Origin of the sequence: Inquilinus sp. CA228, from assembly GCF_052078665.1 — a bacterium.
Lineage (GTDB): Bacteria > Pseudomonadota > Alphaproteobacteria > DSM-16000 > Inquilinaceae > Inquilinus.
In genome coordinates this window covers 17,612-39,893 of record NZ_JBQJIK010000050.1, presented here as the reverse complement: position 1 = coordinate 39,893, position 22,282 = coordinate 17,612, and the positions used below count along the sequence as shown (strand labels likewise).

The following is a 22,282-nucleotide window of genomic DNA, read 5'->3' as shown; positions in this document are numbered from 1 at the left end:
GGCGGTGCCGTGGCGTTCCTGGAGATGCGCGGCATCGTCAAGCACTACCCCGGTGTGCTGGCGAACGACCGGGTCGACCTGTCGGTCGAGGCCGGCGGGATCCATGCGGTGATGGGCGAGAACGGGGCCGGCAAGTCGACCCTGATGGGCATCCTGTACGGGCTGGTGCAGCCGGATGAGGGCGAGATCGTGATCGACGGCCGGCCGCAGCCGTTCCGCTCGCCGATCGACGCCATCGCCGCCGGCCTCGGCATGGTGCACCAGGCCTTCAAGCTGTTCGACAGCCTGACGGTCTGGGAGAATGTGGCCTATCGGGCCGAGCCGCGGCGCGGTCCGTTCATCGACCGCGCCGCCGCCCGCCGGAGGGTCTCGGAGCTGGCGCGGCGCCACGGCCTGCCGATCGACCCCGACGCCCGGGTCGGTACCCTGCCGGTCGGGGTCAAGCAGCGGATCGAGATCCTCAAGGCGCTGTACCGCGACGCCCGCATCCTGATCCTGGACGAGCCGACGGCGGTGCTGACCCCGGGCGAGCGCGACGGGCTGTTCCAGGTGATGCGCGGCCTGGCGGCGGACGGGCGCACCATCCTGTTCGTCACCCACAAGATCCACGAGGTGATGGCGGTGACCGACCGCATCACCGTGCTGCGCGACGGCCGGGTGGCCGACCGCATGGTCACCGCCGAGACAGATCCGCAGGCGATCATCCGGGCCATGACCGGCCGCAACGTGACGCTGAAGGTCGACAAGGCGCCGGCCGAACCGGGCCGGCCGCTGCTCGAGGTCGAGGGATTGGTTCTGGCGGCGCCCGGGAAGCCGGCGGTCGACGGCGTCTCTTTCGCCGTGCGGGCGGGTGAGATCGTCGGCATCGCCGGCGTCGCCGGCAACGGCCAGACCGAGCTGATCGAGATCGTGGCCGGGCTCCGGGCCGCGGATGGCGGGGCGATCCGGGTCGATGGCCGCGACGCCACCGCCGCCGGGGTGGCCGGCCGCCGCGCCGCCGGGATCGCCTATGTGCCGGAGGACCGGGCCCACACCGGCACGGCGCTGCGCGCCAGCGCCACCGATAATCTATCCATTGGCTTTCACCGCCGGCTGCCGCTGTCGCGCCGCGGCGTGCTCGACCGCGCGGCGATGCGCGACCGGGCGCGCGGCCTGATCGCCCGCTTCGGCATCAAGATCCCGGGCGAGGCGACGGCGGTCGGTACCCTGTCCGGCGGCAACCTGCAGAAGGTGGTGGTGGCGCGCGAACTGGACCATCAGGCGCCGGTGCTGATCGCCGAGCAGCCGACCCGCGGCGTCGATGTCGGCGCCATCGAGTTCATCCATGGCCAACTGGTGGCGGAGCGCGACAAGGGCCGTGCCGTGCTGCTGGTCTCGGCTGAGCTCGGCGAGATCCTCGCCCTCTCCGACCGGGTGCTGGTGATGTATGAGGGCCGGGTGATCGCCGAGATGCCGGGCGCCGAAGCCACCGAGACCGGCCTCGGCCTGCTGATGGCCGGGGTGGTGGGGGCCGCGGCATGAACGCCGCCATCGGGGCGGTGCGCGGTGCCGCAACCTCCTCCGTGCTGTGGGCGATCCTCGGCGGGCTGGTGATCGGGGCGCTGATCACCCTGGCCGCCGGGCACGACCCGGTCGCGGTCTATGGCGAGATCCTGGCCGGCGCGGTGGTCGGCCCGAACCTGGCGGAGACGATCGCCCGGGCTGTGCCGCTGGTCGGCATGACACTGGTGGCCGCCATCCCGCTGCGCGGCGGCATGGTCAATCTCGGCGGCGACGGCCAGCTGGTGCTGGGCGGGCTGGTGGCGGCGGTGGTGGCGCTGTACCTGCCGGCCCCCGGCGAGGTCCGGCTGGCGGCGGCGATCCTGGCGGCCATGGCCGTCTCCGGCGCCTATGCCGCGCTGGCCGCCTGGGGCGAGGTGCGGTTCGGCGTGCCGCTGCTGATCTCGACCCTGCTGCTCAGCTACCCGGCCCAGGGCGTCAGCTCCTATCTGGCGCGGTTCCCGCTGCGCGACCCGGCGACCGGCATGCCCGAGACCTACCGGGTCGAGGAGGCGGCGCGGCTGCCGGTGCTGGTGCCGGGCACGCCGATCACCTGGGGCCTGGTCCTGCTGCTGCTGGTGATCGCCGCCGTGGTGTTCACCGACCGGCGCGGCACCGCCGGCTATGAGCTGCGGCTGCGCGGCCTGAACCCGCGCTTCGTCGCCTATGGCGGGATCGATCTCGGCCGCCAGACCGTGCGGACCCTGTTCGCCAGCGGCGCCGTGGCCGGGCTGGTCGGCGCCATGCTGGTGCTGGGCGACCAGTTCCGCTTCACCGACAACGCGCTGCTGTCGCCGGCCTACACCTGGTCCGGGCTGATGGCGGCGCTGCTGGCGATGGGCGAGCCGATCGGCGCCGTCTGCGCCGGGCTGTTCTTCGCCGCGCTGCAGACCGGCGGCTTCGCCATGGAGCGGGCGACCGAGGTGCCGCGGGTGCTGACCCTGGTGCTGCAGGCGGTGATCATCCTGCTGCTGGCCATGCGCCACGGCCTGGGCCGCCCCGGCCTGCGGAGGCGATGACCGGCATGGACTGGCTGTCGCTGTTCAACGCGGTGCTGTTCGCCCAGACCATCCAGGCGGTGACGCCGATCCTGCTGGCCGCCCTGGCCGGGGTACTGTGCGACCGTGCCGGCGTGTTCAACATCGCGCTGGAAGGCCAGATGCTGATCGGCGCCTTCGCCGCCATCGTCGGCACCTGGTATACCGGCAGCGTCGCCGGCGGCGTGGCCGTCGCCCTGATCGGCACCATGGCGTTCTCGGCCATCCTGGCCTTCGGCTCGACCTGGTTCCGTGGCGACCCGATCGTCATCGGCATCGGCCTCAACCTGCTGGCCTCCGGCCTGACCGCCTTCCTGCTGCGCATCCTGTTCGGCGTCTCCGGCACCTTCACCGACCCGACGATGCAGGACCTGCCGCGCGTGGTGCTGCCGCGGATCGCGGCGGTGCCCTGGTTCAACCGCGTCTTCGGCAGCCACAGCGTGCTGACCTGGGCGGCCTGGATCCTGGTGGCGGTGATCGCCGTGTTCCTGTTCCGCACCATCTGGGGCCTGCGCCTGCGCGGCGTCGGGGAGCGGCCGGATGCGGCGGAGACGCTGGGCGCCGATGTCGCCCGCACCCGGATCGCCGCGGTGCTGGCCGGCGGCGCCCTGTGCGGCCTGGCCGGGGCGCAGCTGTCGCTCGGCAGCGTCACGCTGTTCGCCGAGGATATGAGCGCCGGGCGCGGCTGGATCGCGGTGGTGGCGGTGATGCTGGGCCGCGGCCATCCGGTCGGCGTCGCCCTGGCCTGCCTGCTGTTCGGCTTCGCCGATGCCGCCGGTCTGCGGCTGCAGGGCCGGGGGCTGCCGAACCAGCTCACCGATATGGCACCCTATGTCATCACCCTGGTCGCGCTGGTGGTCGCCCGCGGGCGGCGCCGGCGCGGGGCCATGGCCTGAAAGCGAGGAAACGATGGAAGACCCCTATGCCCTGGCGGAAGCCGCCGCAGCGATCCTGAAGCAGAAGCTCGGCGCCGACCACCACGCCGCGATCGTGCTCGGCTCCGGCTGGGGGCCGGCGGTGGACAGGATCGGCGAGACCGTGGCCGAGGTGCCCTTCGCCGAGATCCCCGGCTTCCCGCCGACCACCGTGCTCGGCCACAAGGGCGTGTTCCGCAGCGTCAAGGCCGGCGACCGGCGCATCCTGGTGATGGCCGGGCGGGTGCATCTCTATGAGGGTCACCCGCCGGCCAAGGTGGTGCATGGCGTGCGCAGCGCGGTGCTGGCGGGCACGAAGATCATCGTCCTGACCAATGCCTGCGGCGGGCTGCGGCCGGGGATGAAGCCGGGCGAGCCGGTGCTGATCCGCGACCACATCAACTTCACCGGCGTGTCGCCGCTGTTCGGGCCGAACCCGGAGAAGCTGGGGCCGCGCTTCGTCGACCTCACCGGCTGCTACTCGCCGCGGCTGCGGCAGGCGGCGCAGGCGCTGGACCCGACACTGACTGAGGGCGTCTATGTCGGCTTCCCCGGCCCGATGTTCGAGACGCCGGCCGAGATCCAGATGGTCGGCCGCTGGGGCGGCGACATGGTCGGCATGTCGACGGTGCTGGAGGCGATCGCCGCCCGCCATCTCGGCGCCGAGGTGCTGGGCCTGTCGCTGGTCACCAACCTCGCCGCCGGCCTGCCGGGCGCCGACCTCGACCACGAGCACATCCTCGACGTCGCGAAAGGCACGGCGGAGCGGATGGGCGGGCTGTTCCACGACCTGGTGCGGACGATTTGATACCCGCGAGTCCGTCATTGCGAGCATAGCGAAGCAATCCAGGGGCCGCTCGCTGTGGCCCCTGGATTGCTTCGTCGGCTCCGCCTCCTCGCAATGACGGTGTCTGGCGGTGGCTAGTGGTTGTTGCGCGGCACGCCCTTGGTCTGGGCGACGCGCTGGTACTTCAGCGCCGGCTTGAGCGCCATGCCTCCGGCCAGCTGGTCGGTCATGCCGCGCTGGATCTCCTGCCACGGGGTCTGGCTGGCCGGATACTTGTAGCCGCCCTGGGCCTCCAGCTCGGCCCGCCGGCGCGCCAGCTCCTCGTCGGAGACCAGGACGTTCACGCTGCGCTGGCGCAGATCGACCCGGACCTTGTCCCCGGTCTTCAGCAGGGCCAGGCCGCCGCCGGCCGCCGCCTCGGGCGAGGCGTTCAGGATCGAGGGCGAGCCCGAGGTGCCGGACTGGCGGCCGTCGCCGATGCAGGGCAGGGCGTGGATGCCCTGCTGGATCAGGCGCGCCGGCGGCTGCATGTTCACCACCTCGGCGGCGCCGGGATAGCCGATCGGGCCGGTGCCGCGGATCACCAGGATCGAGAACGCGTCGATCTCGAGCGCCGGATCCTCGATCCGGTGGTGGTAATCCTCCGGCCCGTCGAAGACCACGGCCTTGCCGACGAAGGCCTCCGGGTCCTGCGGGTTCGCCAGGTAGCGGTCCCGGAACTCGGGCGAGATCACGCTGGTCTTCATGATCGCGCTGTCGAACAGGTTGCCCTTGAGGTTCAGGAAGCCCGACTTCGCCTTCAGCGGCCGGTCGACCGGGCGGATGACCTCGGGGTTCAGATTCTCCACGTCCCGGCAGTTGTCGCCGATGGCGCGGCCGTTGACCGTGACCGCGCCCGGATGCGGCAGCAGGCCGGCCTTCAGCAGCTCGGCCACCACCGCCGGCACGCCGCCCGCCTGGTGGAAGTCCTCGCCGAGATACTCCCCGGCCGGCTGCAGGTTGACCAGCAGCGGAATGTCGAGGCCGACCTTCTCCCAATCGTCATTGTCGAGCGGCACGCCGAGATGGCCGGCGATGGCGTTCAGATGGATCGGCGCGTTGGTCGACCCGCCGATGGCCGAGTTGATGACGATCGCGTTCTCGAACGCCTCGCGGGTCATGATGTCGGACGGCTTGATGTCCTGCTCCACCATCTCGACGATACGCTTGCCGGTCTCGTAAGAGATCTGGCCGCGCTCGCGGTAGGGGGCCGGGATGGCGGCGGAGCCCGGCAGCTGCATGCCCAGCGCCTCGGCCAGCGAGTTCATCGTCGAGGCCGTGCCCATTGTGTTGCAGTAGCCGACCGACGGGGCCGAGGCCGAGACGATGTCCATGAACTCGTCATAGCCGATCTCGCCGGTGGCCAGCCGCTCGCGCGACCGCCAGACGATGGTGCCGGACCCGACCCGCTCGCCCTTGTGCCAGCCGTTCAGCATCGGGCCGACCGACAAAGCGATGGCCGGGATGTTGACGGTGGCGGCCGCCATCAGCAGCGCCGGGGTGGTCTTGTCGCAGCCGACGGTCAGCACGACGCCGTCGAGCGGATAGCCGTACAGCACCTCGACCAGCGAGAGATAGGTCAGGTTGCGGTCCAGCGTGGCCGACGGGCGCTTGCCGGTTTCCTGGATCGGATGGCAGGGGAACTCGAACGGCACGCCGCCGGCGGCGCGGATGCCGGCGCTGACCCGCTTCGCCAGCTCGATGTGATGCCGGTTGCAGGGCGACAGGTCCGACCCGGTCTGGGCGATGCCGATCATCGGCTTGCCGGACTGAAGCTCCTCGCGCGTGATCCCAAAGTTCAGGTAGCGCTCGATATACAGGGCAGTCATCCCCGGATCGTCGGGGTTGTCGAACCACTGCTGGGACCGCAGCGGTCTCGATCGATCTTGGCCGGCCATCGTCTTCTTTCCTCCAAGCGCCGCACTTCGTCGGCGCCCCACAGCAAACGCAAATGTACGACGATACTAGGGCAGCAGGAGGCCATCCGGTAGATGCGGATTTATCGGGCCGAACTGCCGGTATGCCCTGATCCCGCCATCTCCCGATGCTGTGCTGCGGCGAACATTTCGGGAGGGGACATGATCGGTCGGCGGCAGGTCCTGATCGGCGCGGCCGGCATGCTGGCCGTCCGCACTGCCCGGGCCGAAGCGCCGGACTGGCCGGCGCGGCTGGTGGCGGCGGCCGAGGCCCAGATCGGCGTGACCGTGACCTACGACCCCGCCTATGCCCGGCTGGCCTATCCGGGCGGCGACGTGCCGCGCGACCGCGGTGTCTGCACCGACGTGGTCATCCGCGCCTATCGCGACGCCTTCGGCATCGACCTGCAGCGCCTGGTGCATGAGGACATGAAGGCGAATTTCTCCCGCTATCCCCGGTCTTGGGGCCTGTCGCGGCCGGACCCGAACATCGACCACCGGCGGGTGCCGAACCTGCAGGCCTTCTTCCGCCGCCGCGGCCAGGCTCTGTCTGCCGATGCGCCGAAGGATTTCGCCGAGGGTGACCTGGTGACCCAGATGCTGCCGGGCAATCTGCCGCACATCGCCATCGTTACCAGCCAGATAGGCTCCAGAGATGCGTCGCTGGTGATCCACAACATCGGCGGCGGCGCGCGGCGGGAGGATCGGCTGCTCGACTTTCCGCTTACCGGCCGCTACCGCTTCATCACCGGCTAGGCCGGATCCACAGCAGGCAGATCCGGCATGAAGGCCGCCATCTTCGATCTCGACGGCACCCTGGTGGACAGCGCGCCGGACATCGCCCATGCGGTCAACCGCATGCTGGCCGACCGCGGCGCGCCGGCGCAGGAGGTGGCCTTCATCGAGACGCTGGTGGGGGAGGGGGCGCGGATGCTGGTGGTCAAGCTGCACCGCACCCTGGGCCTGCCGGCGGAGGATGTCGACCGCGACACCCGGATCTATCTCGACCATTACGCCGCCCGGCCGGTGGCGGATTCCACGCTCTACGCCGATGCGGCGACCGCCCTGCCGGCGCTGCGGGCAGCCGGGATCCGGCTCGGCGTGTGCACCAACAAGCCGGAGGCGCTGGCCGTGCAGGTGCTCGATCAACTCGGGCTGCTGCCGCATCTGTCCGCGGTGGTCGGCGCCGACACCACGCCGTTTGTGAAACCCGACCCACGGCCGCTGCTGCACACGCTCGAGGTGCTGGGCGTGACGCCGGGCGAGACGGTCTATGTCGGCGACACCGGCATCGACCTGGCCTGCGCCAGGGCGGCCGGCGTGCCCTGCCGGATCGTCGACTGGGGCACCGGCCGGGCCGTCCCGGTCGAGGAGACGGCCCGGCTGCGCCGTTTCGCGGATCTGCTGCCGGCCACGGTTCCGGTTTAGGACGTCACCGCGAGAAGGCGAGGCGTCCGCTGCCACGGCGGGCGAAGGACCGTTCGGCCAGGGCGCCGAACGCCAGGCCGATGGTGGTCCACAGCACCGCATGCATGCCGAGCGAGGCGATCCGGAACTTCCACAGCAGGTCGGCGGGGAAGCCCTCCGGCACCTCGTTGATCGTCGGCAGGGCCAGCTGGGCGACGACGATGATGGCGATGTAGACGGCACCGGCGACGATGCCGGCGGTCCAGCCGCCATGGCGCCGGGCCAGGCCAAGGGCGAGGTTGATCGCCAGCACCAGGCCTGCGATCGAGATCGCCAGCATGATGAAGAACAGGGTCGTGCGCTCGCCGATCGTGTCCGGGTTGCCGACCGCGGGCGGATTGGCCGGGTATTTCAGGTCGGGCACCACCACCAGCGCGATGAAGGCGGCCAGCGCCAGCAGCCCCGCGGTGGCGCGGGCATCGAGGCGGCCGACCCGGCCATAGGTGAAGGCGAAGACCAGCGCGAACAGCCCGCCGATGGCGGCACCGTAGACGATCGCACCGGTCGCCAGGCCCAGCCCGGCCTGGGTCTCGCGGCTGACCAGCTCGGGCTCTTCGGGCTCGGCGGCGGCCGGAGCCGCCGCGGCGTCCCCGTGCTCATGCGAATGGCCCAGCGTCCCTTCGAGGGCGATGGCCCGGTCTACCTGGGGCTCGCCGAAGATCCGGGCGAAACCGAAGGCGAGCAGCCCCGCCAGCACGCCGACCAGCATGCCGCGCAGCAGAAGGCTTCCAACCATGATGGCGGCCTCAGTGGCAGGGGAAGCCGAGGAGATGGCGGCCGTCATGCACGAATTCGTGCACATACATGCCGGAGAACAGGGAGGTCGCGCCTTGCTCGGCGCCGACGAAATAGATCGCCAGCAGCAGGATCAGCCCGGCGAACACCGCCCAGGGCAGCACCTCGCCGACCGGGATCGGGCCGACGGGAATGGAGATGGGACGTGCTGCTGCAGCGACGTTGGACATGAATAGCGCTCCCCTGGGATTCGCGTCCCGTTGATATGCACCCGGGGCCATGACGGGGTCTGACTTCCGGAACCGCGTCGGCGACGCCGTCCCGGTCACAGTGGCGCGACCGTGCCGGGATTGCACCGGCTTCCGCATCCATGGCGAACCGGCCGCAGCATGGGTCGCGCCCCGGTTTCTGTCAATCGAAGCCGTTGGCGGGTTGCGGTGATGACGAAGACGATTATTCACGCGCGGACGCATGCAGCCTTTCTCGCCCGCAAGGGGAGGGAGAGTGGAAGGCAGAACGGGCGAGCGTCTCGCAGCTCGGGTTCGCGACCCGCGAACCCGACAGGTCATGAACGCGGCGGGATGTCGGAGTCCGCCCGAAGCGAAGCTCAACCCACGCGTTCGTGCTGCAGCGGCGTTCAACTGCTGTCCGGCGGCTCCCCCCAGGGAGGATGGTCGAACCGCTGCAGGGTCCTGCGGTCGAGCCAGTAGGGCTTGGAGCCCTCGGAAGGTTGGCAGTAGAGGTAGCGCTGTCGATCGGGTGGCGTGCGCCCCTGCTGCGGCGCGTCTTGTTCCGTCGTCTCGTCCGGGTCGAGAGCGGCGGCGAGGGCGCGGCGGGAGAGGCCGATGTCGCGGCGGAGGCGCTGGATCAGGATGTCGATCGGCAGGGCGGTGTCGGCGAGGTCGGCGTCGATGCGCTCGTCCTCGGTGAGCCGTTCCCAGAGCTCGGCGGTGAGCCTTTCCTTGGCCTCGGGCTTCTCGGCGGCGATGGCGCGGGAGACGCGGTCGGCGACGGCATGGCGCCGATGGTCCTTCTCGTCCTGCCGCCGGTCCCGCTGGGTTTCTGCCTTGCGCTTCGCCTCCTCGCGCTGCTCGCGCAGCTTCATCTTCAGGGCGATGGCGCGGCGGATGCCGAGGAAGAGGCTGCTGAAGCGGGTCTCCGCCTCCCCGGCACGGTCGAGATCGCCGGTCTTGAGGGCGGCGATGCCCTGGGCCTGGAAGCCCGTGGCCAGCGCCTCGGCGAGACCGGCCAGGCGGGACAGCGCCGCGGTGTCCTGGGCAGCCTCGTCCGTGGCCGGCGAAGCGGCGGACGGAGTTTCGGCTGTGATCGGATCGACCATCCCTTGATTAGAACAAACAAGGAACATGGAGTCAAGCGAAACCGCATCACCGTCACGAACGCGATCGACGCGAAGGCGCGAGCGGCGACGTTGGGAACGGCGCCATGACGGTTTGATCGAAACAGCGATCCCCGACCGTCGGGAGCGCATCCCGATTTGATCCGGAAAGCCGTCACCTGGTCCCGTGCCGTCATGGCGAGCCATCCCACGCCGGTGGCCCGGCGACCGAAGGGAAAGGAAATTTCAACTTCTTCAAGAGCGCAGCGTGGCCATCCAGTCCTTCAGCCGCCGCTCATGATGGCGGCAGCCTGGATGGCCACGCCCCTGCGGGGCTCGCCATGACGGTTCTGCTTTATGGGAGACCGACCCGTAGAAGTGAGGGAGCCCAAGCACGGGTCCGGCCATATCGGACCGTCCGCTGCCAAGGACGGCGACGATCAGCGAAGACGGAAAGCGGAAATGCGCCATCCGGCCCCAGACGGTGGAACGTGCGCATCTGTAAGGCTAGCTTGTGCAAGCAAACTTAAGGTCAGGCCATGGACAAGCAGCACCAGATCGCTCTGATCGGCGGCGATGATGGTGAACACGCCGTGTTCACCGAGGATAGTTCCCACGGTACCTGCAAGCTGACATGCGCCTTTCGTGGCAAGGCGATCGAAGCCCAGGCCACAGATTTCTTCAAAGCCCTCTGCCTGATCCGTCAGCAGCTCGAGCCTGAAGGATTTGTCCCGTTCTGCTACGGCGCGAGCCTCAACGTGTATCCATCAGGGATGGCCAGAGACATGGGGCGCGGCCTCAAAGCCTACAGGCTGACGAAAGGTGAGCCGGCAAGCCGAGCCGATCTTGTGGAGATATTCAGCGCCGGTCCCGATGTGGCCCCGGCATCGGTGCAGGCACAGCAGAATTTCTGGCGCGAGTGGTTGGCCGCTCCCCGCGCGTAGTTGAAAGGTCCCGCCGATGCCGACCAGCCTGACCCTGATCTGCCATGGCGCCACCGCCGCCACCCGGTCCGGGGCGTTTCCCGTCGACGAGCCGCTGGAGGAGCGCGCCCTGGCCCGGGCGGCCGCGCTGCGCCCGGCGATCCGGCGGGCCGACCGGGCCTGGACCAGCCCGGCGCTGCGGGCGCGGCAGACGGCGGCGGCGCTCGGGCTCGACGCCATGGAGGAGCCGGCGCTGGGCGACGTCGATCCTGGGCGCTGGGCCGGGCGCCGGCTGCAGGAGATCCAGGCCGAGGAGCCGGACGGCGTCATCGCCTGGCTGGCCGATCCGGAGGCCGCGCCGCATGGTGGCGAGGCGCTGTCGGCACTGCTGCGCCGGGCCGCGGCCTGGCTCGATGTCCGGGCCGGCGACGGCGGCCATGGCATCGCCGTCACCCATGCGTCGGTGATCCGGGCGGCAATCCTGCATGCGCTGGGCGCGCCGGCGTCGTCCTTCTGGTGCATTGACATCGCGCCGCTGAGCGTCGTGGAACTGAGCCATGACGGCCGGCGCTGGGCTTGGCGCGCCTCAAGCCTGCCCTCCGCCGGCTGAGGGGCCTTGTCCCGCCGAGCGGCCGATCTCACTTTGGAGAGCACATCGCGCTTGCGGCCGCGCCTGGCCGCCGGAGACATGCCATGGCCCTGAAGATCGATCCCTGGTCCTTTCCCGCCCCCGAGCTGGACGCCGAAGAGCAGGGCCGCCGCTCGATCGTGCTGGGCGGCGGCTGCTTCTGGTGCACCGAGGCGGTCTACAGCCAGCTCGACGGCGTGCTGTCGGTGCGGCCCGGCTATGCCGGCGGCACCCGGGAGACGGCCGACTATCGCACCGTCTGCAGCGGCACCACCGACCATGCCGAGGTGATCGAGGTGGCCTACGATTCCGGCAAGATCAGCCTGGGCCAGATCCTGAAGCTGTTCTTCTCGATCGCGCATGACCCGACCCAGAAGGACCGCCAGGGCAACGATGTCGGCCGGCAGTACCGCTCGGCGATCTTCACTGCCGACGAGCAGCAGAAGCGGGTGGCCGAGGCCTATATCGCCCAGATCCAGCGCGACCGGCTGTTCGACACGCCGGTGGTGACCGAGGTGGTGCCGCTGGAGGCCTTCTACGAGGCCGAGCAGTACCATCACGACTACGCCGCCCGGAACCCGAACCAGCCCTATATCCGGGCGGTCTCGACCCCGAAGGTCGAGAAGCTGAAGGCGGTGCATGGCGACCTGCTGAAGCCGGCGGCGAAGGCGGGCTGACCCCTCAGACGCCGCAGCGCGGGCACAGGTCGCGCAGCGGGCAGGCGCCGCAGGAAGGGGTGTGGGCGGTGCAGATGGTCTGGCCCAGCAGCTTCATCAGGCGATGGAGCTCGGCCAGATCCTCGGCGTCCCACGCATCCGGCAGCAGGCGCATGAGCTGCTCGTGCCCGGCGTCGTAGTCGGCGTCGAGCGGCAACAGCCCCAGCCGGCCGCCGAGCCGCAGCAGATGCGTGTCGACGACCAGCGCGCGCTTGCGCAGCGTGCTGAAGTTCAGCACCGCGGCGGCGATCTTCGACCCGACTCCGGGCAGGCGGCGCAGCCATTGCATCGCCGTCTCCTCGTCCAGATCGGCCAGATGGTCGAGGGCGAGGCGGCCGGTGCAGGCGACGATCATGCGCAGGGCCTGGGGCAACTGCTCGGCCTTCGGCTCCGCCAGGTTCACCGGCCAGATGATCCGCAGGATGGCGCGCGGCGATGCCTCGCCCAGCCCGTCCCAGGACGGGTAGCGCCGGCGCAGCTCCCTGAAGACGCGCCGCGAGACCTCGTCCCGGGTCTTGGAGCCGAGGATGCTGCGGACCAATTGGCTGACCGGGTCGCGGCGCCGGCCGTCGCGCCGCGGCCCGAGCCGGGCCAGCAGCCGGTCCCGCATCTGGGGCAGGAGCGGGCGGTCGTCGAGGGCGAGGGAAAGCTGCATGGCGGGTCACCGGCCCATTACTCAATTAGTATAAGAACAAAGATGGAACATTGCAATCGGGAAGCGATGCCTTGGCCGGTTCCGATGCGCATGGGATAAGCGATCCCCGACCCTCATCGAGACCGACCATGCTTCGACCGCCTGCGCTGCCCGCCGACATCGCCGCCCAGGCGCCGACCGACCGCAGCCGGCGCATGCTGGAGGCGGCGCTGGCCGGGGCCGAGGCGATCCGGGCCCTCCGGGCCGATGCTGGGCGCTGGGAGGGCGTGGCGCTGGAGCGCAAGGGCGCGCGCGACTTCGTCACCGCCGCCGACCGCCAGTCCGAGGCGGCGGTGGCCGCGGCGCTGTCCGCCGCCTTCCCCGACCATGCGATCGAGGGCGAGGAGGGCACGGCGATCCGCCGCGACGGGGCCGGGACGTTCCTGGTCGACCCGATCGACGGCACCACCAATTTCGCCTGGGGCCTGCCGTTCTTCGGCATCGCCATCGCCCTGGTCGAGGGCGGCGAGACGGTGGCCGGCGTGGTGCTGGACCCCAGCCTGGGCGAGGCCTTCGTCGCCGAGCGCGGCCACGGCGCCTTCCTGAACGGCAGGCGGCTGCGGATCGACCGCGGCGTGGCGCCGGAGGAGGCGCTGGTCGGCGCCAGCCTGCCGATCCCCGGCCAGGTCCGCAGCATCGACGTCGAGGCCTATCACCGGGCGCTGCGCCGGGTGATCGACCGAGCCGCCGGGGTGCGGCGGCTTGGCTCCGCCGCGCTCAGCCTGTGCTATGTCGCGGCCGGCCGGCACGACGCCTTCTTCGAGGACGGCCTCTCGCCGCTCGACTACGCCGCGGCGGTGCTGGTGCTGCGCGAGGCCGGCGGGGTCGCCACCGGCTTCGATGGCGGCCCGATCCCGGCGACCGGGGCGGTGCTCGGCGCCAATGCCGGGCTTCACCCCTGGCTGGTCGGGCTGCTGGGCGGCAGTTCCACGTAGGTTGGGTTCGCGTCTTCGCGAACCCAACATTGTCCAGGGCGCGCGTTGGGTTCGCAGAGCGAACCCAACCTACTCCAGGCTGTTGCTGAACATCGTCTCGAGCACGCCCGGCGCGTCGGTGGTGATCTGGTCGGCGCGCAGCGCCACCAGCCGGGCCAGCGCCGCCGCGGCGTCTGGATGGTCCGGGTTCAGGGTCCAGGCATCGACCGTCTTGCTGGCGGCGTGGCAGGCGGCGATCAGGTCGACCCCCAGCGCGTCGGCGCGCAGCACGATCGGCCAGGACAGGTAGATCATCGCCGCCTCCGGGGCGCGGTCCAGCGCCGCGGCGATGAAGCGCTCGGCATCCGCCGCGGTGACCAGGGTTCCCAGAGTGTCGTCGTCGCAGGGATCGAAGCCCAGGCGCAGCGCGGCCGCGCCCAGGCGGCGCACCGCCGCCCAGTCGCCGCCGCTCAGGATGAAACGGTTGGCCACCGGCGCCAGCGCCGTCCGGAAAGCGTCGACGCTGCGGCCGTCCAGCGCCGCATCCGATTCCTTGAGGTCGAGCTGGACCAGGGTCGCGGGATCGGCCCCGGTTGCAGCCAGCTCGGCCAGATCCTCCAGAAGCAGCAGCCGCTCTTCGGTCGGCATCCCGTCCTGGCCGCGCATCCGCAAGGCCCGCAGATCGCCGAAGGTGGCCGTCGCGACCGGGCCATGGCCGGTGGTCTCGCGGTCCAGCGTCTCGTCATGCAGGCAGGCGAAGCCGCCATCGGCGCGGCGGCGGAGGTCGACCTCCATCGACGCGCCCAGCGCCATGCCCTCGCGCAGCCGGGCCGGGGTGAAGGGGATGTCTTCGGGCCGGCGCTGCAGCCGGTGCCATTTCAGCCGGGTGCGATGGCCGCCGGAAAGGATCTCGATGCCGTCAGGCATGGGCTTGCTCCGGTTGCCGGGCGGGATCGGCCAGGGTCAGGTGGCGAGCCGGCTCGCCGGCGCGGAACAATGCGCAGCGGGTCGGGCGCAGCGTCACCGCGGCGCCCTCGGCGAGGCCGTCGGCCCGGCCGAGCTGCAGCTTGAGCACGGTGCCGTTCCCGATGTCGACATCGGCCATCCGCACGGCTCCGAGATCGACCAGCCGGCCGACCCGGCCGGCGACGGCGTCCGGCGTGCCGGCGGGAACGGGGACCAGGTCCTCCGGCCGCAGCGCCAGGGTGGCGGGGCCGTCCGGCAGGTCGCAGGGGATCGCCAAGCCGTGCCAGCGCAGCCGCCCGGCCTCGACCCGCGCCTCGGCCAGGGTCATGGTGCCGATGAAGCCGGCGACGAATTCGGTCTCGGGCCGGGCATAGATCTCGCCGGGCCGGCCGACCTGCTCGATCCGGCCGTCCTGCATCACCACGATGCGGTCGGCCAGCGTCATCGCCTCCTCCTGGTCATGGGTGACGAAGACGGTGGTCAGGCCCAGGCGGCGCTGGATCGCCCGTACCTCCTCGCGCAGCCGCACCCGCAGATGGGCGTCGAGGGCGGAGAAGGGCTCGTCCATCAAGAGGATCTTCGGCTCCAGCACGACGCAGCGGGCGATGGCGACGCGCTGCTGCTGGCCGCCCGACAGTTGGCCCGGATAGCGGCCGCCGTAGCCAGTGAGGCCGACCAGGTCCAGCACGCCGTCGACCCGGCGGTCGACCTCGCCGCGCGACAGCGGCCGCAGCCGCAGGCCGAAGGCGATGTTGCGGGACACGGTCATGTGCGGCCACAGCGCGTGGCTCTGGAACACCATGCCGGTCGGGCGGCGGTTCGGCGGCAGGGCGCCGATATCGGCGCCGTCGATCGCGATCCGGCCGTCGCTCGGCGTCTCGAAGCCGCCGATCATGCGCAGCACGGTCGACTTGCCGCAGCCGGAGGGGCCGAGCAGGCAGACCAGCTCGCCATCGCCGATCGCCAGCGACACCCGGTCGACCGCGGCGGTCTCGCCGAAGCGCTTGGTCAGGCGGTCGAGCTGCAGCGTGGCCATGGGCTTCTTACGCTCCGAGCCCGCGCGCGATGGTGCGGGCGCTGAGGATGTTGCGCGCGAACAGCAGCGCGACGAAGGACGGGACCCAGAGCAGCACGGACAGCACCGCGCCGTACTGGATCACCAGCTGGTTGTTGATCAGCGAGATCATCAGGATCGGCATGGTCCGCACCGTCGGCGCGCCGATCAGCCAGGCGCCTTCGGTCTCGTAGAAGGTGCCGACGAAGCTGAGCAGCAGCGCGGCGGCGATGGCCGGGCCGGCCTGCGGCAGGGTGACGTGCCAGAAGGTGCGGAACGGGCCGGCGCCGACGTCGCGCGCGGCCTCCTCCAGCCGCCGGTCGACATTCTGGAAGGCGGCGACCGGGATCCAGATCATGAACAGAAGGGTGTTCAGCACCTGGATGATGGCGACGCCGGCGAAGGTGCCGACCAGGCCGAGCTGCAGGAAGATCGCGGCGATGGCGACATAGAGGCCGAATTTCGGGAAGGCCTGGGTCGCCAGGAAGGACAACAGCAGGAGTTGTTTGCCCGGGAAGTCGAGCCGGGCGAAGGCATACGCGGCAGGCAGGCAGATCGCGGCCGAGATCGCGGTGACGGTCACCGACAGGGCCAGCGAGGTGCGCAGCGCCGACCAGACATCGGCCCGGGCCAGGGTCATGCCCCAGAAGCGCAGGCCCCATTGCGTCGGCAGCAGCGCCGGATAGCGCCAGGCCTCGGCGAAGGCCCACAGGAACACGGTGGCGATCGGCACGATGATCGCGACGGCCAGCACCGTCGCCAGCAGCGGGCCGGGCAGGCGGGGGAGGAAGCCCCGGGCCACGGTCACGGCGCCCCCCGGGCGCGGGACTTCGAGATCGCGCGGACATACAGCACGCCGACCGCGGCGCAGATCAGGAAGGTGACGACGGCCTGGGTCTGGGCGGCGATCGGGTCGCGCACATCGCTGAAGGTGCGCTGCATGTACACGCCCATCATCTCCGGCGAGGCGGGCCCCAGCAGATAGGGCAGGGTGAAGGCGCCGAAGATGTTCAGGAACTCCAGCGCGAAGGCGATCAGCAGCGAGTTGCGGATCAGCGGCAGGATGATGCTGACCAGGATCCGGACCGGCCCGGCGCCGACGTCGCGCGCGGCCTCGATCGCCGGCAGCGGCACCTGGGCCAGGCCGGACAGCAGCACCAGCAGGGTCAGCGGCACGCCCTCCCACACCAGCCCGATCACCGGGCCCCAGGGGCCGAGATAGGGCGAGGTGTAGCCGCCGATGCCGAAGGCGGCCAGCACGGTGGCCAGCAGGCCGTTCGGCCCGATCGAGCGGATCAGCGCATAGGCGACGATGATGCCGGGCACGAACAGCGGGAACACGGCGATGCCCTGCACCACCGCCGGCAGCCGCCCGCCGGCGAAGCGCAGATACAGCGCCAGCGGCAGGCACAGGGCCAGCAGCAGCGCCGTCGCCACCGCCGTGGTCCACAGGGTGAAGCCGAGGTTGCGGCGGCTCTGCGGGTCGGCGAAGAAATCGGCGTAGTTCGCCAGCGAGATCACGTCGCGGCCGTCGACCTCGACCCGCAGCGTGGTCAGGACCGCCGACAGCGCCGGATAGAGCACCAGCGCCACCACCAGCAGGACAGGCGCGGCCACCAGCAGCAGGCCGAGGGCCTGCCGCCGGATGATGCTTGCTCGCAGGGACGGGACTGTCCCTTCGGTCACTTCGAGCGGTCGACGTTGGGGGCGACGTTGCGGTACCAGCCGTCATTCATCGCCGATTCCCATTCGCCGCGCGGATAGGTCGGGATCGATGTCGGGATCACCGCGGCGAACTGCTGCGTCAGCTCGGCCGGCAGCTTGCCCCAGTCGACGGCCGGGAAGCCGCCAAGATCCTTGACGATCGAGACCTGCATCGCGTCGGTCAGCAGAAAGTCGGCCAGTGCCAGCGCGGCGTCCTTGTGCGCCCCGTTGCTGGGCACGGTGGCGTCGGCGAAGCTGCCCGACAGGGCCAGGTCCTGCAGCTGGAACAGCTTGACCGAGGGCGGCAGCACGCCCTGCGCCAGACCCTGCAGCGCCTGGTCCGACCAGGCCGGGATCATCGACACCGCGCCGCTGGCCAGCAGCTGCAGCGTCGGCGTGTTGCCGGCGGCATAGGCGCCCTGCTCATACAGCGACGGTGCCAGGTCGTTCAGGATGGTCCAGGCCTTGGGCAGCCGCTCCTCCGCCGCCGGCTTCGAATAGCCGGCGACCGTGAACAGCGCCGGGTCGCGGCCATTGGCCTCGTGGATGGCGCGGACCACGAAGTTGCGGCCCGACCCGCCCTTGTCCGGCCGGCCGTAGATGAACTGGCCGGGATGGGCCTTGATCCAGGCGACCAGGCCGGGCCAGTCCTTCGGCACCTCGGCCTCGGCCACCTTGTCCGAATCATAGGCCAGCACGACCTGCGAGCCGCGATAGGGCAGGCCGTAGGGCGACTCGATCGCCAGCGGGTTCAGCCGGGCATAGCCGGGCACGGTCTTGGCGTCGAAGCCGACCCACAGCCCGGCCTCGATGCCGCCCTTGGGCAGCAGCGGGTCGTTCTCCTCGAAGAAGTCGACCTGCGGGTCGATCCCGGCCTTCAGCGCGGCGAAGGCCCGGTCGGCGATCGCCACGATGCCGCCGCTGCCGGCGCCGCGCGAGATCACGACATTGACCTCGAACTCCGGATGCGCCGCCTCGAAGGCCGGCTTCAGCACATTGCTCCACCAGTCCGAGATGTTGGCGTCGCTGGCGGTGTAGACGTCGATCCGCGTCGCGGCGGCGCGGGCCCGGCGCTGCGGCACCAAGGCGATGGCGCCGGCGGCGACGCCGGCCGAAAGGATCTGACGGCGATTGATCATCCTGCCCCCCGAAGACTGTCCCGGCGTGTGGTCTGCCGGGTGCTGCCTTAGAGGCGGAGCATGACAGGGTGATGACAGCCGGCCCGCCGCGGCGTGACGGCGCCGGCTCTAGTGATGCTCCAGCCAGACGTCCAGCACGGCGCAGCGCCGCTCCTGCCGCACCACGCGCAGCGCCTCGGCCAGGGCGTCGTCGACCTCGGCCGCGTCGCGGATCTGCCGGCCCCAGGCGCCGCCGGCGGCCGCGGCGATGCCGACATAGTCCGGTGCCGGCTCGAACGAGGTGTCGAGCTGGTTGGCGCGGGCGGCGAAGCCGTCCGGATGCACCGCCAGGGTCGACAGCTTCGGCGACTTCCAGCCGCGGTTGTTGAAGATCACCTGCAGGAACGGGGCCTGGTAGCGCCGCGCCATCCAATGCACCGAGGACGGCACGGTGAACATGTAGGAGCCGTCGCCGGTCAGGGCGATCACGGTGGCGTCCGGCCGGGCCAGCTTGATGCCGATCGCGGCGCCGCCGTTCCAGCCGAGCGAGCCGCCGCCGCTGGTGACGATCGATCCCGGCCGGGTCGGCGCCAGATGGTCGAACACGGTGTGGTAGTGCGAGATGCCCTCGTTCAGGAACAGCGCATCGGTGCCGGCCAGGGCGCGCAGCCGGCCGACCAGGTATTCCGCGGTGACGGCGCCGGCCGGCCGCTGCTCCAGCGCCGCCAGCGCCTCGGCCCGGGCGGCGTGCAGCCCGGCGTAGTGGGCGGTCCGCTCGCGCACCGAAGCGGCGTCGATGGCCTGGCCGTCGAGCCAGCCATGGATCTGCTGCAGCGCGGTTTCCGCATCAGCCCGGAAGACGCCCTCGGCCGCGATGTGCCACAGCGGCATCTGCTGCTTCAGCGGGTCGATGTCGATGTGCAGGATGCGGGCGCCTTCGGCCGGCTTGGACACGGTCGGGATCCACGGCACGTCGCTGTCGACCACCAGGATGACGTCGGCCTCGGCCAGCACCGGGTTCTGCCGCGGCTGGTTCCACTGATTGCCCTGGTACAGCGGGTCGTCATGCGGAAAGTTCATCGCGTTCGGCACCGAGTCCAGCACACCGATGCCCAGCCGCCGGCACAGCGCGACCAGCGGCGCCACCGCGGCCGGGTTGCGGCCGACGAACGAGGTGACGACCAGCGGCCGCTTCGCCCCCAACAGCGCCGCGCCGATCACCGCCACGCCCCGGGGCGGCAGGGCGGCGGGCTCGATCGGGCGCCAGGCGGCCCGGTCGTCCGGCAGCGGCCGCACCTCCTCCTCCATCACCTCGCGGGCGCCCATCAAATAGACCGGGCCCTTGGGGTCGGAGTTCGCGAATTGCAGGGCGCGATGCACGATCTCCTTGACGTTGCGGCCGGTGCGCAGCTCGGCGTCGTAGCGCATGTAGCCGCGCACCAGGCCGCGCTGGTCGTGCACGTCCTGGATCCACTGGATGAACTCGTTGCGGCTGCCCCGCAGCTCGCCATGCTGGGTGAAGGGCGAGGCGCCGGCGAAGATCAGCACCGGCGCCCGGCCCTTGGCGGCGTTGTGCACCGCCCCGGCCAGCGCCTGGGTGCCGCATTCGACATGCACCACCACCGCCTGGGCCACGCCACTGGCCTGCCAGAAGCCGTGCGCGGCGCTGAGGCCCACCATCTCGTTCGGGCAGGTGATCACCTCGGGGATCGGCCGGCCGGCGGCGCGGGCCTCGGCGATCGCCTCGACCAGCGCCGGGTGGTCGCTGCCGAGATTGGCGAAGATGTAGGAGACGCCGGCTTCGACCAGGGCGTCGAGGAAGGCGCTGCTGGCGCTGTACATGCGGGATCAGTCCTCTTGCGTCGGGTCGCGGTCCAGGGCCGTGGTGATCAGGCGCAGCATGCGGATCAGCTCCGCCTTGTCCTTCGCCCCGAGGAGGGCGTCGAGCCGGGCGTCGTGGCGTTTGGCGCAGTCCGCCAGCCGGGCCCGGGCAACCTCGCCCGCCTCGGTCAGCCGCAGCATCCGGCCGCGCCGGTCGGTCGGGTGCGGCGTGCGGGTGATCAGGCCGCGCCGCTCCAGGTCGTTCAGCATCGGGGTCAGGGTGGTCTTGTCCCGCCCGGCCGCCCGGCTCAGCGCTGTCTGGCCGACCCCCGGATTGTCGTGGATCAGCTGCAGCACGGCGTAGCGCCCCGGCCGCAGCCCGGTCTCGCCGGCCAGCTCGGCGAAGGCCTGGAACGAGGCCGCCTGCGCCAGCCGCAGATGATAGGCGACGGCACCGTCGAGCCAGCCGAGCCGGATCTGGGCGGGCGGGGACAAGGGGGCGGCATCGGGCACGGACGGTCTCTCCGGTTGCGGAAGGCACAGGCCTGTCAGGATGGCCGCTCCGCCGATCCTTGCAAGGAGGGCCGTGGCGCGGGCGCCTCGGCCGGGCCGGCGCGGCCGGGATGCGGGATGTGGTTGCGCACCAGCCACAGGCTGACCAGGCAGCCGGCCATGGCGAGGCCGAGGATGCCGAGATAGGCCGCGGCGCCGCCCGCCGTGATCGCCGCCGCGCCGACGAAGGCGCTGAGGATCGCGCCGAAGCGGCCGAAGGCGAGGGCGGAGGCAGTGCCGGTGGCGCGCACATTGGTCGGATAGACATAGGCGGTCAGCGCGAACATGGTCGACTGCACGGCGTTGACGAACAGCCCGTGCATGGCCAGGCCGAAGATCAGCAGGCCGGTGGCGGCGGTCGGCACGGCCTGCAGCAGGACGGCGCTGGCGGCCCCGCCGAGGCAGCACAGCACCAGCGGCCAGCGCGAGCCCCAGCGGGTGATGGCCAGGGCGCAGATCAGGGCGCCGAACACGCCGCCGAGATTGTAGGCGGTCAGGCCCTGGCCGGCGACGCCGACATCCAGCCCCTCCGAGGTTAGCATGGTCGGCAGCCAGCTGAAGGCGGTGTAGACCGCCATCAGGCACAGGAAGAACGAGATCCAGATCGCCACGGTGTCGCGGCGCCGGCCGGGCTCGAACAGCGCCGGCAGGCCGCCGCGCTGCTCGATCCGCTGCTCGCGCCGGTCGGTGAACACCGTGTCGGGCGTCGCCGGCCGCGCCATCCGCCGCAGCAGCCCGGCCAGCTCCGGCCAGCGGGCCGGGCGGCGGGCCAGGAAGCGCGGCGATTCCGGCAGGGCCAGCAGCAGGACGACGCCGAAGATCAGGGGCAGGGCGCCGCCGATGAAGAACAGGGCGCGCCAGCCCAGGGTCGGCAGCACATGGCCGGCATAGAGGCCCGCCAGCATGCCGCCCAGCGGCACGCAGACGATGGTCGCGGTCACCGCCATGGTCCGCCGCCGCGCCGGCGTGTATTCCGCCGCCATGGTGGTCGCGCTGGGCAGGGCGCCGCCGATGCCGAGGCCGGCGACGAAGCGCAGCGCGCCGATCATGAACAGGTCGGTCGACAGGCCGATGGCGCAGGTAGCGGCGCCGAAGACGAAGACGCTGCCGATGATGGCGATGCGCCGGCCGAGGCGGTCGGCGACATAGCCGGCGAAGCCGCTGCCGATCGCCATGCCGACCAGGCCGGCGGCGACCACCGGCGCGAAATCGCCGCGGCTGACGCCCCATTCCTTGATCAGCACCGGGATGGCGAAGCCGATCAGCTGGCCGTCGAAGCCGTCGAGCACGATCGACAGCGCCGCCAGGAAGACGATCGCCTTCTGGAACGCGGTCCACGGGCCTTGGTCGAGGATCTCGCCGATATCGGCGGTCGGGGCGGTCATGCCGAACCTCCGGCCGTCCGGCAATTCGCGTGGCGGG

General features: G+C 71.2%; 23 protein-coding genes. 10 read left to right on the top strand and 13 right to left on the bottom strand.

What is annotated here, in order from left to right:
* The first annotated feature begins 9 nt into the window (after positions 1-9).
* Genes ACTOWL_RS23685 through ACTOWL_RS23670 form a run of 4 tightly spaced genes read left to right on the top strand, consistent with a single transcriptional unit; the run spans position 10 to position 4,298 of the window.
* Complete coding sequence (locus ACTOWL_RS23685) at positions 10-1,521, top strand: ABC transporter ATP-binding protein (protein WP_441323742.1); 1,512 nt, start codon at positions 10-12, stop codon at positions 1,519-1,521.
* Entirely contained in the window at positions 1,518-2,558 is a 1,041-nt protein-coding gene (locus tag ACTOWL_RS23680) for an ABC transporter permease (protein ID WP_441323741.1), read from the top strand. Before ACTOWL_RS23685 ends, ACTOWL_RS23680 begins: the two co-directional genes overlap by 4 nt.
* Positions 2,555-3,472 carry an ABC transporter permease gene (locus tag ACTOWL_RS23675; RefSeq protein WP_441323740.1) on the top strand — a complete coding sequence of 306 codons (918 nt, stop codon included), beginning with the start codon at positions 2,555-2,557 and terminating at the stop codon, positions 3,470-3,472. Before ACTOWL_RS23680 ends, ACTOWL_RS23675 begins: the two co-directional genes overlap by 4 nt.
* Before the next feature lie 13 nt (positions 3,473-3,485).
* Entirely contained in the window at positions 3,486-4,298 is an 813-nt protein-coding gene (locus ACTOWL_RS23670; protein WP_441323739.1) for a purine-nucleoside phosphorylase, read from the top strand.
* Between the two features lie 113 nt (positions 4,299-4,411).
* Here ACTOWL_RS23670 and ACTOWL_RS23665 read toward each other — a convergent pair whose 3' ends face one another.
* Positions 4,412-6,214: an IlvD/Edd family dehydratase gene (locus ACTOWL_RS23665; protein WP_441323738.1), complete on the bottom strand. Its 1,803-nt coding sequence runs from the start codon at positions 6,212-6,214 to the stop codon at positions 4,412-4,414.
* Positions 6,215-6,394: 180 nt separating this feature from the next.
* Between ACTOWL_RS23665 and ACTOWL_RS23660 the strand changes: the two genes are divergently transcribed.
* Positions 6,395-6,988 carry a DUF1287 domain-containing protein gene (locus ACTOWL_RS23660; RefSeq protein WP_441323737.1) on the top strand — a complete coding sequence of 198 codons (594 nt, stop codon included), beginning with the start codon at positions 6,395-6,397 and terminating at the stop codon, positions 6,986-6,988.
* Positions 6,989-7,015: 27 nt separating this feature from the next.
* The gene (gph, locus tag ACTOWL_RS23655; protein ID WP_441323736.1) at positions 7,016-7,660 is read left to right on the top strand and encodes a phosphoglycolate phosphatase; all 645 of its coding nucleotides are present in this window, start codon (positions 7,016-7,018) and stop codon (positions 7,658-7,660) included.
* 4 nt (positions 7,661-7,664) lie between these two features.
* Here gph and ACTOWL_RS23650 read toward each other — a convergent pair whose 3' ends face one another.
* The 3 genes from ACTOWL_RS23650 to ACTOWL_RS23640 form a co-directional block, all read right to left on the bottom strand.
* Entirely contained in the window at positions 7,665-8,435 is a 771-nt protein-coding gene (locus tag ACTOWL_RS23650; RefSeq protein ID WP_441323735.1) for a CbtA family protein, read from the bottom strand.
* Between the two features lie 10 nt (positions 8,436-8,445).
* Positions 8,446-8,664 (bottom strand): CbtB domain-containing protein, encoded by a 219-nt coding sequence (locus ACTOWL_RS23645; protein ID WP_441323734.1) that lies wholly within the window; start codon positions 8,662-8,664, stop codon positions 8,446-8,448.
* A 407-nt stretch (positions 8,665-9,071) separates the two neighbouring features.
* A complete protein-coding gene (locus ACTOWL_RS23640; RefSeq protein WP_441323733.1) occupies positions 9,072-9,773 on the bottom strand; it encodes a hypothetical protein in 702 nt (233 codons plus the stop codon).
* Positions 9,774-10,309: 536 nt separating this feature from the next.
* On the opposite strand from ACTOWL_RS23640, the gene ACTOWL_RS23635 reads away from it, so the two are divergent.
* From ACTOWL_RS23635 to msrA, 3 genes are all read left to right on the top strand, one after another.
* Complete coding sequence (locus tag ACTOWL_RS23635; protein WP_441323732.1) at positions 10,310-10,714, top strand: hypothetical protein; 405 nt, start codon at positions 10,310-10,312, stop codon at positions 10,712-10,714.
* Between the two features lie 16 nt (positions 10,715-10,730).
* Positions 10,731-11,303, top strand: a complete 573-nt coding sequence (locus ACTOWL_RS23630) for a histidine phosphatase family protein (protein ID WP_441323731.1) — start codon at positions 10,731-10,733, stop codon at positions 11,301-11,303.
* An 83-nt stretch (positions 11,304-11,386) separates the two neighbouring features.
* On the top strand, positions 11,387-11,998 hold the full coding sequence (gene msrA, locus ACTOWL_RS23625) for a peptide-methionine (S)-S-oxide reductase MsrA (RefSeq protein ID WP_441323730.1): 612 nt from the start codon (positions 11,387-11,389) through the stop codon (positions 11,996-11,998).
* Positions 11,999-12,002: 4 nt separating this feature from the next.
* Here msrA and ACTOWL_RS23620 read toward each other — a convergent pair whose 3' ends face one another.
* Positions 12,003-12,692, bottom strand: coding sequence for an endonuclease III domain-containing protein (locus tag ACTOWL_RS23620; protein WP_441323729.1), 690 nt, complete (start codon positions 12,690-12,692; stop codon positions 12,003-12,005).
* Positions 12,693-12,820: 128 nt separating this feature from the next.
* On the opposite strand from ACTOWL_RS23620, the gene ACTOWL_RS23615 reads away from it, so the two are divergent.
* Entirely contained in the window at positions 12,821-13,666 is an 846-nt protein-coding gene (locus ACTOWL_RS23615; RefSeq protein ID WP_441323728.1) for an inositol monophosphatase family protein, read from the top strand.
* 69 nt (positions 13,667-13,735) lie between these two features.
* Here the strand turns inward: ACTOWL_RS23615 and ACTOWL_RS23610 are convergent, their stop codons facing one another.
* The 8 genes from ACTOWL_RS23610 to ACTOWL_RS23575 all read right to left on the bottom strand — a co-directional run bounded on the left by ACTOWL_RS23610 (position 13,736) and on the right by ACTOWL_RS23575 (position 22,245).
* Positions 13,736-14,572, bottom strand: a complete 837-nt coding sequence (locus ACTOWL_RS23610; protein WP_441323727.1) for a glycerophosphodiester phosphodiesterase — start codon at positions 14,570-14,572, stop codon at positions 13,736-13,738.
* Entirely contained in the window at positions 14,565-15,647 is a 1,083-nt protein-coding gene (locus ACTOWL_RS23605; protein ID WP_441323726.1) for an ABC transporter ATP-binding protein, read from the bottom strand. The genes ACTOWL_RS23610 and ACTOWL_RS23605 overlap by 8 nt, the downstream gene beginning before the upstream one ends.
* Before the next feature lie 7 nt (positions 15,648-15,654).
* Positions 15,655-16,473, bottom strand: a complete 819-nt coding sequence (locus tag ACTOWL_RS23600; RefSeq protein ID WP_441323725.1) for an ABC transporter permease — start codon at positions 16,471-16,473, stop codon at positions 15,655-15,657.
* Positions 16,470-17,351: an ABC transporter permease gene (locus tag ACTOWL_RS23595; protein ID WP_441323724.1), complete on the bottom strand. Its 882-nt coding sequence runs from the start codon at positions 17,349-17,351 to the stop codon at positions 16,470-16,472. Before ACTOWL_RS23595 ends, ACTOWL_RS23600 begins: the two co-directional genes overlap by 4 nt.
* Entirely contained in the window at positions 17,348-18,508 is a 1,161-nt protein-coding gene (locus ACTOWL_RS23590; RefSeq protein ID WP_441323723.1) for an extracellular solute-binding protein, read from the bottom strand. The genes ACTOWL_RS23595 and ACTOWL_RS23590 overlap by 4 nt, the downstream gene beginning before the upstream one ends.
* Positions 18,509-18,616: 108 nt before the next feature.
* Positions 18,617-20,329 (bottom strand): thiamine pyrophosphate-requiring protein, encoded by a 1,713-nt coding sequence (locus ACTOWL_RS23585; protein WP_441323722.1) that lies wholly within the window; start codon positions 20,327-20,329, stop codon positions 18,617-18,619.
* A gap of 6 nt (positions 20,330-20,335) precedes the next feature.
* Complete coding sequence (locus tag ACTOWL_RS23580; RefSeq protein ID WP_441323721.1) at positions 20,336-20,821, bottom strand: MarR family winged helix-turn-helix transcriptional regulator; 486 nt, start codon at positions 20,819-20,821, stop codon at positions 20,336-20,338.
* A gap of 35 nt (positions 20,822-20,856) precedes the next feature.
* Positions 20,857-22,245: an MFS transporter gene (locus tag ACTOWL_RS23575; RefSeq protein WP_441323720.1), complete on the bottom strand. Its 1,389-nt coding sequence runs from the start codon at positions 22,243-22,245 to the stop codon at positions 20,857-20,859.
* Positions 22,246-22,282: the final 37 nt, after the last annotated feature.

Bases quoted from the DNA above. Each gene is read 5' to 3' on its own strand.
- ACTOWL_RS23680 (WP_441323741.1), top strand. From the start codon at position 1,518: ATGAACGCCGCCATCGGGGCGGTGCGCGGTGCCGCAACCTCCTCCGTG.
- ACTOWL_RS23675 (WP_441323740.1), top strand. From the start codon at position 2,555: ATGACCGGCATGGACTGGCTGTCGCTGTTCAACGCGGTGCTGTTCGCC.
- ACTOWL_RS23670 (WP_441323739.1), top strand. From the start codon at position 3,486: ATGGAAGACCCCTATGCCCTGGCGGAAGCCGCCGCAGCGATCCTGAAG.
- ACTOWL_RS23665 (WP_441323738.1), bottom strand. From the start codon at position 6,214: ATGGCCGGCCAAGATCGATCGAGACCGCTGCGGTCCCAGCAGTGGTTC.
- ACTOWL_RS23660 (WP_441323737.1), top strand. From the start codon at position 6,395: ATGATCGGTCGGCGGCAGGTCCTGATCGGCGCGGCCGGCATGCTGGCC.
- gph (WP_441323736.1), top strand. From the start codon at position 7,016: ATGAAGGCCGCCATCTTCGATCTCGACGGCACCCTGGTGGACAGCGCG.
- ACTOWL_RS23650 (WP_441323735.1), bottom strand. From the start codon at position 8,435: ATGGTTGGAAGCCTTCTGCTGCGCGGCATGCTGGTCGGCGTGCTGGCG.
- ACTOWL_RS23645 (WP_441323734.1), bottom strand. From the start codon at position 8,664: ATGTCCAACGTCGCTGCAGCAGCACGTCCCATCTCCATTCCCGTCGGC.
- ACTOWL_RS23640 (WP_441323733.1), bottom strand. From the start codon at position 9,773: ATGGTCGATCCGATCACAGCCGAAACTCCGTCCGCCGCTTCGCCGGCC.
- ACTOWL_RS23635 (WP_441323732.1), top strand. From the start codon at position 10,310: ATGGACAAGCAGCACCAGATCGCTCTGATCGGCGGCGATGATGGTGAA.
- ACTOWL_RS23630 (WP_441323731.1), top strand. From the start codon at position 10,731: ATGCCGACCAGCCTGACCCTGATCTGCCATGGCGCCACCGCCGCCACC.
- msrA (WP_441323730.1), top strand. From the start codon at position 11,387: ATGGCCCTGAAGATCGATCCCTGGTCCTTTCCCGCCCCCGAGCTGGAC.
- ACTOWL_RS23620 (WP_441323729.1), bottom strand. From the start codon at position 12,692: ATGCAGCTTTCCCTCGCCCTCGACGACCGCCCGCTCCTGCCCCAGATG.
- ACTOWL_RS23615 (WP_441323728.1), top strand. From the start codon at position 12,821: ATGCTTCGACCGCCTGCGCTGCCCGCCGACATCGCCGCCCAGGCGCCG.
- ACTOWL_RS23610 (WP_441323727.1), bottom strand. From the start codon at position 14,572: ATGCCTGACGGCATCGAGATCCTTTCCGGCGGCCATCGCACCCGGCTG.
- ACTOWL_RS23605 (WP_441323726.1), bottom strand. From the start codon at position 15,647: ATGGCCACGCTGCAGCTCGACCGCCTGACCAAGCGCTTCGGCGAGACC.
- ACTOWL_RS23590 (WP_441323723.1), bottom strand. From the start codon at position 18,508: ATGATCAATCGCCGTCAGATCCTTTCGGCCGGCGTCGCCGCCGGCGCC.
- ACTOWL_RS23585 (WP_441323722.1), bottom strand. From the start codon at position 20,329: ATGTACAGCGCCAGCAGCGCCTTCCTCGACGCCCTGGTCGAAGCCGGC.
- ACTOWL_RS23575 (WP_441323720.1), bottom strand. From the start codon at position 22,245: ATGACCGCCCCGACCGCCGATATCGGCGAGATCCTCGACCAAGGCCCG.